Below are 11,524 nucleotides of genomic sequence, written 5' to 3' on the forward strand. Positions count from 1 at the left end.
AACAAAACGGACTCTTGCGGAGGTTCGGTCAGGGTTCATCCTGCGGCGACTCAACCCCCGATAGATGTAGGGGACTTCGGTCATCCTCCGCGGGGACCCCCGCCCCTCTCACTTCACCGAACAGCACGACGAACCGCCCTTATCCCGCCCATACCTTCGATTTCGGAGGTGACCTGATGGCCAGGAACGGGGAACGGCAGGAGCACCGGGTGCGCGGATTCGCCGCGCGGGCCGGTGGCTGGAGCGCCCGGCACAGGTGGGCGGCGGTGGGGATCTGGGTGCTGTTCGTCGTGGTGGCGATGGGCCTGGGGTCCGTCGCGGGGCGCGTGGACGTGTCGGAGGACGACCAGCTCAAGGGCGAGACGAGCCAGGCCGCCCGCATCATCGAGGACGCGGGCGTGGACGAGCCGGCGGGCGAGACCGTGCTCGTCCAGAGCAGGAACGGCGCGCTGCGGGCCACCGCGCCCGAGTTCAGGGCCGCGGTCGCCGACGTGGTGAAGGCCGTCGAGGGCACCGGCGAGGTGACCGCCGTGCGCTCGCCGTACGCCGCCGACAGCCGGACGATCTCGAAGGACGGCCGCACCGCGCTCGTCCAGTTCGACATGCGGGGCGACCCCGACACCGCGGCCGACCGGGTCGAACCGGTCCAGAAGGCCGTCGCGGGTGTCGCGGACGACCATGACGCGCTGCGGATCGAGGAGATCGGCGCCGCGAGCATGAACAAGACCTTCGACGACGCGTTCGGCGACGACTTCCAGCGCGCCGAGTACTCGGCGGTGCCGGTGGCGCTCGGCATCCTGCTGATCGCGTTCGGCGCGCTCGTCGCGGCGCTGCTGCCGGTGGCGCTCGCCGTCACGGCGATCATGGCGACGATGGGCCTGATGGGGCTCGTCAGCCATCTGCAGCCGATGAGCGAGACCGCCAACTCGGTGATGCTGCTCGTGGGCCTCGCGGTCGGCGTCGACTACTGCCTGTTCTATCTGCGGCGCGAGCGCGAGGAGCGGATGAAGGGGCACGATCCGGGGACCGCGCTGCGCGTCGCGGCGGCCACCAGTGGCCGGGCGATCATCGTCTCCGGGGTCACGGTGTGCGTGGCGATGGCGGGCATGCTGTTCACCGGGCTCGCCGAGTTCCAGGCGATGGGCCTCGCCTCGCTGATGGTGGTGGCGGTCGCGATGGTCGGCTCCGTGACCGTGCTTCCGGCGCTGCTCTCGCTGCTCGGGGAGCGGGTGGAGAAGGGCCGCCTGCCGTTCCTGCACCCGACGAAGCGCCGGGGCGGCGGCGAGAGCGGCAGCCGGTTCTGGAGCCGGGTGCTGACCGTCGTGCTCGCGCGGCCCGCCGTCTCCGTCGCCGTCGCGGTCGGCGCGCTGCTCGCGATCGCCGCGCCCGCGCTCGGCATGAAGACCCAGAACCTCACCCTGGACCAGGAGTTCGGCGACTCGCTGCCGATCGTGGCGACGTACGACCGGGTCAACGCGGCGTTCCCCGGCGGCTCGGACCCGGCCGAGGTGGTCGTGAAGGCCGACGACATCGACGCCGCCGAGGTGCGCGCCGCCCTCGCCGACTTCCGGGCGCGGGCCGTGAGCTCGGGCGCCTCGCGCGGCCCGGTCGAGGTCACCGTGCACCGGGACGAGAACGTGGCGATCGTCGACGTACCGCTCGTCGGCGGATCCGATCAGGACAAGGCCGAGAAGAGCCTGGCGCTGCTGCGCGACGAGGTGCGGCCCGACACCCTGGGCAAGGTCGACGGCGTCGAGGCGCCGGTCACCGGGCAGGTCGCGGGGTCGAAGGACTTCAACGACCAGATCGTCGGTTCCGTCGTCCCGGTCTTCGTGTTCGTCGTCGCGTTCGCGTTCCTGCTGATGCTGCTCTCGTTCCGCTCACTGACGGTCGCGATCACGTCGATCGTGCTCAACCTGCTGTCGGTGGGAGCCGCCTACGGGGTCCTGGTCGCCGTCTTCCAGCACGGCTGGGGCGCGTCCCTGGTCGGCGCGGAGGGCGTGGGCGCCATCATCACGTGGCTGCCGCTGTTCCTGTTCGTGATCCTGTTCGGCCTGTCGATGGACTACCACGTGTTCGTGGTGTCCCGGATCAAGGAGGCGCGTCTTCAGGGGCGTACGAACGAGGCCGCGATCCGGCACGGTGTGGTCACCACGGCGGGCGTGGTGACCAGCGCCGCCGTCATCATGGTCGCCGTGTTCAGCATCTTCGGGACGCTGTCCATGCAGTCCATGAAGCAGATGGGCGTGGGCCTCGCGGCGGCGATCCTGATCGACGCGACCGTCATCCGCGGCGTGCTGCTCCCGGCGGTGATGGCGCTGCTCGGGGAGCGCAACTGGTATCTGCCGAGGTGGCTGCGCCGGATGCCGGACCTGACGCACGACGAGGCGGGCATCGAGCCCGCCCCCGTGCCGCGCGCGGACGGCGATCAGGTGCGCGTCTGACCGACGCGCGCACGGCCGCCCCACGGCCTGTTCACCGTCCGCTTCACGCGACGGTGGACAGGCCCTTCTCGTGCTCCTCGCGCAGGGTGCCCTGCTCCGCGGCCTCCCGCTCGGCGGCGGCCTTCTCGAAGACCTCCAGCGTGCGGCCGAAGTCGCGCGTGGACAGCAGCAGCTTGTAGACGATGGCGAGTTCGAAGACGAGCAGCAGCACACCGGCCGCGACGGTCGCCCCGATCACCTGGTCGAGCAGCGGCCCGACGATGAAGACGGCCATCTGGAACTCGATGCCGCTCACCAGGTGCGTACGGATGCGGTGGCGCAGCAGGAAGGACCGGAAACGCAAGTAGACCGGGAAACGGCTGCGGAACTCCTGGTGCAGGTCGACGACCTTGGGACGCGTCGCCGGCTGCTGCTCGCCGTCCGTCTCCGCGGTCGCCTCGTCGTCCTCGGCGGCGGCTTCCGCGGCGGCCTCGGCGCTCGCCGCCCCGTTCAGGTCCTGCTCGATGTCCGCGGACGGGTTGGCCCGCAGCAGGTCCTCCATGAACGCGACGCGCTCCGCGTTCTGCGCGCGGCGGGCGGCCCGCATGCGGGTCTTGATCTGCTTGCGCATCGTGTGCCGGGTCTTGAAGATCTCCAGCGAGTTGATGTAGCGCAGCCCGTCGAGGAAGACGACGGCCACGGCGAGCCAGATGTAGATCAGGTCGCCGGTGCGCTGGAACTGGCCGCCCATCAGCGCCACGGCGCAGGCCATGACGCGAACGCGGTCAAAGATGTAGTCGAGCCAGGCGCCGAACACGGAGCCCTGCCCGGTCAGCCGGGCGACCTTGCCGTCCATGCAGTCGAGCACGAAGCTCAGGTGGTAGATGAGCGCACCGGCGATCAGCCAGCGCCAGTCCCCCATCGCGAAACAGCCTGCCGCGCCGAGCCCCAGGATCAGCGCTCCCCAGGTGATCTGGTTCGGCGTGATGCGCGTCCAGCGCGCCGTTACCCGTACGAGAGGTGTGGCGATCGGGTCGACGAGCAGCACGGTCCACCACGCGTCGCGCTTCTTCTGGGTGATGCGCCGCACTTCGGGCAACGACGGTATGTCTCGGGGCATGAGGCGCGCCAGCTTTCCTTGTTCAAAAGTAGGTTCACCTCACCGTAAGAATCCGTTCCCAATAAGTTCAAGAACGTACGAACGCAACCTTTACCGGGGGGTATCGGTCGTACATCCCAGGCGAGTCGAATTCGTTATCTCTTACGCACACGCTTTTCACGGAACGGCGGAACCGTTCCGTGAAAAATCGCGTCTACAGCGCCGCCTCGATGAGGTCGGCCGCCTGTCGCGTCCCGCCCTCGGATGCCATGTCCTGCTGGATCCCGGCAAGTCGGCGCGCGACCTCCGGGTCGTCGACCAGCGCGAGGACCGCCTCCCTTAGCGTCTGCGCGGTCGCCTCCTCCATCGGTACGTGCCGGGCGACACCGAGCCCCTGGAGCATGTCGGCGTTGCCGAACTGGTCGACGGCCTGCGGCACGGCGACCATCGGCGTCGCGGTGGCCAGACCCTCCTGACTGCCGCCCGCCCCGGCGTGCGTGATGAAGGCGTCGGCCTTCTTGAGGATCGCCAGCTGCGGCACCCACTGCCGCACCTCTACGTTGCCGGGAACCTCCCCGAGGTCCTCGGCGGTGACATGCCTGCCGACCTGCAGCACGACATGCCAGCCCGGCAGATCGCCGAACGCCTTCACGCACTCCCGGTAGAAATCGGGCTGCTTGGTGAACGACGAGCCGAGCGAGACCAGGAGTACGCGCTCGGCGTCGGCAGGGCGCTCCCAGTCGCCCTGCGCGGACCGGTCGCCCTGACAGGCGCCGACGAAGGTGTTCTTCTTCTCGTCGACCCGGTCGGCATTCGGCTGGAGCGCCTTCGGAATGAGCACGAGGACGCGCTCGTAGCTGCCCCAGAAATCGTCGGCGCTCTTCGGTACGCCGGACTCCTTGAGCCAGGCGTCGAACTTCTCGTAGTAGGCCTTGCCGCGCGGCGTCTTGCGGGGCTCCTCCCACATCGGCTTCGCGACCTCCTCCTCGTACCCCTCCCAGGCGACGAGGTTCGGCGAGAGCGTCACCGCGGGCACGCCCCAGCGGTGGGCGAGGACGCCCGCCGGGTACGAGGTGATGTCGTGGATGACGAGGTCGGGGACGCCGACCCCGCCCTCACCTTCATAGGCCTCGATGAGCTGCGGGAGGACCTGGATCGCCTCGTCCAGGAACGGCTCCACGTTGTCGAGCAGGGTCGTCCCCCACGCCTCCGGGTCGTCGTCGGGGCCGGGGAGCGTGGTGCGGTAGAGGACCAGCTCGGCGCCGGTCTCGGCGATCTTCTCCTCGAACAGGTGCGGGATCGCGTACGTGACGCGGTGCCCACGGGCGACGAGCTCCCGGATCACTTCGAGGCTCGGGTTCACGTGCCCGTGGGCGGCGATGGAGAACATGGCGATGTGGGCACGTTTGCCGTGATTCGGGTTCGTCATGCACCCACCGTAAGCGAGACGAGACGTCTCGTGCAACTAATTAACGGGTGGTGCTTGTGCTCATGGGTCGCCGGTCACTGCTGCCCGGTCGCTGCCGCCGGTCATCGGTTCAGTGCGGCCCACAGCCGCAGCCACTGCTCCGGTGCCGCCTCCCCGACGAGGGCGGCCGGACGGATTCCCGCCTCGCGCAGCGCCGCGTCGACCCGGCGGCGCGGGTGGGCCCGGCCCAGCGAGGCGCGCAGGCTGCCGCCGACACCGGTGAAGCCGAGCGTGACGAGCCGTTCGTACGACGGGTACTCGGCCGGGGCCAGCAGCGGCGCCGCCCTGCGCTCGATACGGAGCACGCCCGCGTCGACCCGCGGGGCCGGGCGGAACGCGCCGCGCGGCACCCGGCCGAGCAGCCGCCACTCGAAGTGCGGCCAGGTCAGGACGGTGCGGCGGGTCCAACTCCCGTAGTCGCCCGTGCGTTTGCGGGCGTACTCGAGCTGGGTGAGCAGCACGGCGCGGGTCAGCGCGTCGGCGCGCAGGCACCAGTCCACGACGTCGGCCGTCCGCGAGAACGGCACGTTCCCGGCGACGGCGAACGCGTCCCGGGGCGGCCGCACCGCGAGAAAGTCCGCGTGCCGTACGCGCACGTGGGCCTGCGCGGCGAACCGCTCGCGCAGCCGGGCGACGAGCCGCCCGTCGATCTCGTACGCGACGAGGTCGGTGGCGCGCCGGGCGAGCGGCGCGGTCAACGCGCCGCCGCCCGCGCCCACTTCGAGGAGCAGCGGGGTGGGTTCCGGTGTCGCCAGCCGTGCGAAACGGCGCGCGGCGGCGCGGTCGGCGAGGAAGTTCTGCGAAAGGGCACGCGAACGCGGCGTGCCGGTGGAGCGGGCGGCCATGGCCTGTGGTCCTTGTCATCCGTGCGGGAAAGGGCGGATGAAGGCGGGCCGACCGGGACCGTGATCAGTCGCGCGCGCTCACGGGCGCGCGGTTCGCTGCGTCGGAACCGGTCAGAGCGCCGGGCCGACGCGCAGCCGAACGGCATGCGCGCAGCCCTGCACCTGGCGGGTCACCGAGACGGCCATCGTGGCTGCGCTGCACATGCCCCACATGCTGGCCGGGCCCCGCGGCCCCGTCCACCGGTTTTCCGCTCACCGGCCGCGATGCGCCCCGGGCCGGGTGCGAGACTGGGCCTCTTACCAGGTGAGACGCGGAAACGCGGGAGGCACAGCATGGACGAGGCACGGGCACGGGACGTGCTGGCGCGAGCGGATGTCGTGGACGGCACCGCCAGGACGGCGGGCGCTGCGGAGCTGCTCGCGCTCGGCGAGAACGCGGTGTTCGGCATCGGTGACCTCGTCGTCAAGATCGGCCGGAGCATCGAGCAGGGCGGCACCGAACTCCTCGACCGCGCCCGCCGCGAGGTCGCCATCTCCTCCTACCTCGCCGCGCACGACGTCCCCGCGGTGCGCGCCGCGAAGGACGAGGCACTGGTGGTGGACGGACACCCGGTGACCGTGTGGCACCGGATCCCGGCGGCCGTCCGCCCGGCCGAGCCGCGCGATCTGGCGGAGCTGCTCAGGCTCGTGCACGCGCTGCCCGCGCCGACCGGTTTCGAGCTGCCGCGCCGTGAACTGCTTGGCGGGGTCGAGCGCTGGCTGCGGCTCGCGGGCGACGCCATCGACCCGGCCGACGCGGACTATCTGCGCGAGCGGCGGGACGGGTTCGCTGCCGCCGCCGCGGCGCTGACCCCGCACCTGCCTGCCGGGCCGATCCACGGCGACGCGCTGCCGCGCAATGTGCACATCGGGCCCGAGGGTCCCGTCCTCGTCGACCTCGAGACGTTCTCCTCCGATCTGCGGGAACACGATCTGGTCGTGATGGCCCTGTCGCGGGACCGGTACGGGCTGCCGGCCGAGGCGTACGACGGGTTCGTGTCGGCGTACGGCTGGGACGTGCGGGAGTGGGACGGGTGCGCGGTGCTGCGCGGGGCGCGGGAGACGGCGTCCTGCGCGTGGGTGTCGCAGCACGCGCCCACCAACCCGAAGGCGCTGGCGGAGTTCCGGCGGCGGGTGGCCTCGCTGCAGGACGGCGACCCGGAGGTGCGCTGGTACCCGTTCTGAACGGGCCCGCCCGGCGCCCGGCGCTACGGAGCGGCCGGTGTGTCGAGCACCCGCATCGGCCACACCGTGTCCACCACCGCGTCCTGATTGCCCTTCCGGCGCAGGAAGTTCTGGAAGTCGGCCGCCGACTCCGCGAACCACTCCACCTGTCTGCGGTGCAGCTCCGCCGCGCCGAGCTGCGCGACCTTCGCGTGCCGCTCGCCTATCGCGCGGGCGAGCAGCGCCGCGGCCAGGGCGTCCGCCGAGGCGTCGTGCGCGGCGTCGAGCGGGACGCCGTACTCGGTGCAGACCGCTTCGAGGTTGCGCTTGCCCCTTCGGTAGCGGTCGACGGTGCGGTCGATCGTGTACGGGTCGACGACCGGCGCCGGCTCGACGCCCCCGAGGCGCTCGCGCAGCGACGGCAGCCCGTGCCGGGCGAGCTCGGCGGAGAGCAGGGTGAGGTCGAACGTCGCGTTGTACGCGACCACCGGGACGCCGGTGCGCCAGTACCCGACCAGTACCTCGGCTATGGCGTCGGCGACCCGGTCGGCCGGCTCGCCCTCGGCGGCCGCCCGCTCGTTCGTGACGCCGTGCACCGCGATGGCCTCTTCGGGGATCGGCACCCCGGGGTCGGCCAGCCATTGCCGGTGACCGAGGACCGCGCCGTCCTTCACCTCTATGACGGCGGCGGTGACGATACGCGCCTCGCGCGGATCGGTCCCGGTCGTCTCCAGGTCGAAGCCGATCATCAGCTCGCGGTGCCAGCCCATGGCAGCCCCCTTCTCGTGGTGCGTTCCCCCGATGACCAACACCTTCGCACGCCCCACTGACAATCCGGCCCGGCCCCCTTCAGGGCCCGGCCGGGGCCGCTACGACACCGGCCGCGCGTCCGCCCAGGCCTGCTCGAATTCGTCGCGGTAGGTCACGAAAAGCCCGTTCTCCCCCGTGTCCGTCGACGCGCTCGCCTTGACGATGCGGCCCCCGCCGCGCAGCACGAGGACCGGTGCCTCCATCCCGCGCGTCCTGCGCAGATACGTCTGGACGACGGCGATGCCGTCCGAGCCGTCGCCGTCGACGAGGTAGGCGTTGAAGCGCGGGGTCTCGTCGAAGACCCGGATCTCGAACGCGCCGGGGTCCTTGAGCCGGGCCCGGACCCGGCGCATGTGCAGGATGTTCATCTCGACGGAGCGGCTCAACTCGCCCCTTTTGAGCCCCAGTTCCCTTTCGCGGCGTTTGACCGCGCTGGAGGCCGGGTTGAGGAAGAGGAGCCGTATGCGGCAGCCCGACTCGGCGAGGCGGACCAGGCGGCGGCCCGAGAAGTTCTGCGCGAGCAGATTGAGGCCTATGCCGACGGCGTCCAGGCGCCGCGCCCCGCCGAAGAGGTCCTCGGCAGGGAACTGGCGCAGCAGCCTGACCCGGTCCGGATGCACGCCCACCACGTCCGCGTACCGGTCGCCGACCAGGTCCTCGACGGCGTCGACGGGCAGCCGGCGGGCCGAGGGGACGTCCGAGCCGGCGCCGAGTATGTCCAGGAGGCGCCCGGAGGCACGCTCGGCCTGGGCGAGGACCGTCTCCGAGAGGGCGCGGTTGCGGGAGACCACGTTGCGCGTGACCTCCAGCTCGTCCAGGGCGAGCTCGACGTCGCGGCGGTCGTCGAAGTACGGCTCGAAGCACGGCCAGTGCTGCACCATCAGCTCGCGCAGCTGCGGCAGGGTCAGGAACGACAGCACGTTGTCGTCGGCCGGGTCGAGGAGATACCCCTTGCGGCGGCTGACCTCGCGCACGGCGACGGCCCGCTGCACCCACTCCTGGCCCGCGGGCCCCGCCGCCGCGACCACCCAGTCCTCGCCGTGCACGGGCGCGTAGACGGGGCGGAGCACGGCGGCGACGACGGCGCGCAGCCGCTGCTCCACCAGGTTCAGCCAGATGTAGGCCCGCCCCGCGCGCTGCGCGCGCGTACGGACCTCGCTCCAGGCGTCGGCGCCCCAGTCCAGTTCCGGTCCGATCTGGGACGCGACGTCCATGGGCCTGGCCAGCGACACCGCTCCGGGCGGGATCTCCGTGGAGGCTGCCTCCTGGCTGTCCTGGCCCTCGTGACCGTCGTCACCAGGGGGCAGCTCCAGCCCTCCCGAGCTCACCCGCTCCGCACCGCCTTCCGCTCCCCCGCGTATGTCGTGCCCGAACTGTGGAGCACGGCCCCCAGCAACGATCAAGGAAGGGTACTCCGGGAGCGGGTGGCGATGCAGCCGGATGCGGCCGCTGGTTTCTCAACTGCCGTTTCGGGGAACCCCGTTCTGCCCCGCCAGGTCGGCCGGAGTGAGCGGATTCATAGCGGTCACGTCCCTGGGGGCCAGTGAGAAGCCCTGCCAGTGCACCGGCATGGGCTGCTGGTCCTCATCACGGGCTATGTGGTGGAACCCGATGTTGACCCAGGTGATCGGGTGCTTGAGCGTCTGGCCGTTCACCCACTTGTTGACGCTCGTGCCGCCGCAGTTCGCGGCCGGGTTGTCGCTCGCGTACTGCTCGCACTTCTTGTACTCGGTGAAGTAGACGTCGTGCTTGGTGAAGGCACGTCCGGGGAAGCGGTTGGAGCGGCCGGGCACGAACTCGTACGACCTGGGGTGGTTGTCCTTGTTCTTGCCCGCGGTGGAGACCACGCGCCACCACCGCATGTCCTTCACGTCGCCCGCGAGTTCCTTGGTGACGGGGGTGCGGGTCGTCTTCGTGGTGGGCGAGCCGTCGCCGTTCGGCGGGGTCACCTTGGAGTCGTACTGCTCGACCTTGGCCTTGGGCGAGCCGTCCAGGCCGAAGTTGAGCCGCCAGAAGACGTTGTGGCTGTGGCTCTCGGCGTAGCCGGTGGCGCCCTTGCCGATGGGCCAGCCCTTGCCGTCGGTGCCGTCGTAGTCGAACGGGGAGAGGCTGCCGGTGGCGCCCACGTTGGACGTGATGGTGCCGTCGGAGGCGAAGCGCCACTCGGTGATGTACTCGTACCAGGACGCCTTGTTGACCGTGTAGACGAGCAGGTCCTTGCCCTGTGCGCTGTAGACCTTGCCGGTGCCGCCGGTCGACGCGTCGTCGTTCAGCCGGTACGCGTGCCCGCGCGCACGCGTGGTGGTGCACAGCCCCTTCACGTTGCCCATGTCGGGGACCTTGACGGTCTTGATGGTGCCGCCGGGGCATTCGTTCGGCTTCAGGTCCTGCAGGGCCTGCCCGAAGTCGGTGCCGGTGACGTCGTCGTACTCGGCCTCCCCGTCGTCGTAGGGGACATGGACCTGCGCGAGCCGTGCGCTGGTCAGGACCTTGATGGGCGCGGCCTCGCCCTTGGGCTGGTAGCTGACGTCGTCGAGGACGAGCCCGGCGAGCGTGTTGTAGTGCCAGCACATGCGCCAGGTGGTGCCGCCGTCGAGGGTCTGCTCGATGCGGTACGCGTCCGAGCAGGCGGGCGCGGCGGCCTGGGGCGCGCGCGGCGCGGCGGCGGTGGCGGCGGGTGCGGTGGTGAAGAGGCCGGCGAGCAGCGCGGTGACCGCGAGGCCCGTGACCGCGAGTGCGGGCCTCTTGCGGGCGCGCGGAACTCTGTTGACGTGCATACGGAAGCGCTCCTTCATGGAGGAGAGGTCGGCGAGGTCCTCAGCCGAGGCGGGAGACGGTGCGGGCGCTCAGGTCGACGACGAGGTCGCGGGTGTCGACCCACGGCCCGTTGACGACCTTGGTGATGACGCGCAGGCAGCGGTGCTCGCCGCACTCCTTGAGGCCGGCGGGCACGTTCGCGACGGTCTTCTTGCGGAACACCATGCCGCTGAGCTGCAGTTGGTCCGGCTTCGTGAGCTGCTTGCCGGTCGCGTCCTTGTAGTCGCCCTTGAGGTCGGCGCCGAGCGGGTCGGCGATCAACAGCTGGGCCGCCTCGGTCAGTTCGTCCTGACTGGGCGGTGGCTGCACGCCCTGGTCGGTCCTGCTGTCCTCGACCTTCCCCGTGTCGAGGTTCACCGTCTTCGTGACGACGGATTCGCTCTTGTAGTCGTAGTACACGACGTCGGCGCGGCGCTGGCCGGCGGCGGCGTCGTCGAGTCCGGGGTCGACCTCCGTCAGGTTCGTCGACAGGTGCTGGGGGCCCCGGTCGCCCTCCACGTCCCGCGCGTCCATCCGCAGCGCGTTGCCCGCCGTCGCCAGCTTCTCGGCGCGCTCCGTCTCGGCGTCCGTGAGCGGATCGCGCCCCACCCCCTTCGCGTCCTCGGCGGGCGCGGGCTCCACGGTGCCCTCAGGGGCCACCGCGTCCTGTTGCGCGGTCCCCGCCCTGGTCATGTCGCTCCCGCCGGAATCCGGCAGGGTCACCCCCACAGCGACGGCGCCGCCCGCGACCGCGAGCGCCACCACCGCCATCAGCTTCCCGAGATGGCGTCTTGCAGTAGTGCGCACATCTTCCCCCAACTCCCCCGGCAGCCCCGGTCGAGGGCGTGCCGGTCCGACATGGTCGTCGTGTTAGAGCCTT

Annotated in this window: 9 protein-coding genes; 2 read left to right on the forward strand and 7 right to left on the reverse strand. The window is 71.1% G+C overall.

Going from position 1 to position 11,524, the window contains the following annotated elements:
• The first annotated feature begins 176 nt into the window (after positions 1–176).
• Positions 177–2,444 (forward strand): MMPL family transporter, encoded by a 2,268-nt coding sequence (locus ACFV9W_RS22890; RefSeq protein WP_385763742.1) that lies wholly within the window; start codon positions 177–179, stop codon positions 2,442–2,444.
• A gap of 43 nt (positions 2,445–2,487) precedes the next feature.
• Here the strand turns inward: ACFV9W_RS22890 and ACFV9W_RS22895 are convergent, their stop codons facing one another.
• From ACFV9W_RS22895 to erm, 3 genes are all read right to left on the reverse strand, one after another.
• Positions 2,488–3,543 (reverse strand): CDP-alcohol phosphatidyltransferase family protein, encoded by a 1,056-nt coding sequence (locus tag ACFV9W_RS22895; protein ID WP_385763744.1) that lies wholly within the window; start codon positions 3,541–3,543, stop codon positions 2,488–2,490.
• A 193-nt stretch (positions 3,544–3,736) separates the two neighbouring features.
• Positions 3,737–4,951: a macrolide-inactivating glycosyltransferase gene (gene mgt, locus ACFV9W_RS22900; RefSeq protein ID WP_385763746.1), complete on the reverse strand. Its 1,215-nt coding sequence runs from the start codon at positions 4,949–4,951 to the stop codon at positions 3,737–3,739.
• A gap of 101 nt (positions 4,952–5,052) precedes the next feature.
• On the reverse strand, positions 5,053–5,835 hold the full coding sequence (erm, locus tag ACFV9W_RS22905) for an ErmE/ErmH/ErmO/ErmR family 23S rRNA (adenine(2058)-N(6))-methyltransferase (RefSeq protein WP_385763748.1): 783 nt from the start codon (positions 5,833–5,835) through the stop codon (positions 5,053–5,055).
• Between the two features lie 333 nt (positions 5,836–6,168).
• Between erm and ACFV9W_RS22910 the strand changes: the two genes are divergently transcribed.
• Entirely contained in the window at positions 6,169–7,059 is an 891-nt protein-coding gene (locus ACFV9W_RS22910; RefSeq protein ID WP_385763750.1) for a phosphotransferase enzyme family protein, read from the forward strand.
• 23 nt (positions 7,060–7,082) lie between these two features.
• Here the strand turns inward: ACFV9W_RS22910 and ACFV9W_RS22915 are convergent, their stop codons facing one another.
• The 4 genes from ACFV9W_RS22915 to ACFV9W_RS22930 all read right to left on the reverse strand — a co-directional run bounded on the left by ACFV9W_RS22915 (position 7,083) and on the right by ACFV9W_RS22930 (position 11,451).
• Positions 7,083–7,808, reverse strand: a complete 726-nt coding sequence (locus ACFV9W_RS22915) for a 3'-5' exonuclease (protein ID WP_385763752.1) — start codon at positions 7,806–7,808, stop codon at positions 7,083–7,085.
• 99 nt (positions 7,809–7,907) lie between these two features.
• Positions 7,908–9,176, reverse strand: coding sequence for an SAV2148 family HEPN domain-containing protein (locus tag ACFV9W_RS22920; protein WP_385763753.1), 1,269 nt, complete (start codon positions 9,174–9,176; stop codon positions 7,908–7,910).
• Between the two features lie 129 nt (positions 9,177–9,305).
• Complete coding sequence (locus ACFV9W_RS22925; RefSeq protein ID WP_385763755.1) at positions 9,306–10,625, reverse strand: copper amine oxidase; 1,320 nt, start codon at positions 10,623–10,625, stop codon at positions 9,306–9,308.
• Between the two features lie 40 nt (positions 10,626–10,665).
• Positions 10,666–11,451 (reverse strand): Tat pathway signal sequence domain protein, encoded by a 786-nt coding sequence (locus tag ACFV9W_RS22930; RefSeq protein ID WP_385763757.1) that lies wholly within the window; start codon positions 11,449–11,451, stop codon positions 10,666–10,668.
• Between the last annotated feature and the right edge of the window lie 73 nt (positions 11,452–11,524).

Origin of the sequence: Streptomyces sp. NPDC059897, from assembly GCF_042730865.1 — a bacterium.
Lineage (GTDB): Bacteria > Actinomycetota > Actinomycetes > Streptomycetales > Streptomycetaceae > Streptomyces.

Bases quoted from the DNA above. Each gene is read 5' to 3' on its own strand.
- ACFV9W_RS22890 (WP_385763742.1), top strand. From the start codon at position 177: ATGGCCAGGAACGGGGAACGGCAGGAGCACCGGGTGCGCGGATTCGCC.
- erm (WP_385763748.1), bottom strand. From the start codon at position 5,835: ATGGCCGCCCGCTCCACCGGCACGCCGCGTTCGCGTGCCCTTTCGCAG.
- ACFV9W_RS22910 (WP_385763750.1), top strand. From the start codon at position 6,169: ATGGACGAGGCACGGGCACGGGACGTGCTGGCGCGAGCGGATGTCGTG.
- mgt (WP_385763746.1), bottom strand. From the start codon at position 4,951: ATGACGAACCCGAATCACGGCAAACGTGCCCACATCGCCATGTTCTCC.
- ACFV9W_RS22895 (WP_385763744.1), bottom strand. From the start codon at position 3,543: ATGCCCCGAGACATACCGTCGTTGCCCGAAGTGCGGCGCATCACCCAG.
- ACFV9W_RS22925 (WP_385763755.1), bottom strand. From the start codon at position 10,625: ATGCACGTCAACAGAGTTCCGCGCGCCCGCAAGAGGCCCGCACTCGCG.
- ACFV9W_RS22915 (WP_385763752.1), bottom strand. From the start codon at position 7,808: ATGGGCTGGCACCGCGAGCTGATGATCGGCTTCGACCTGGAGACGACC.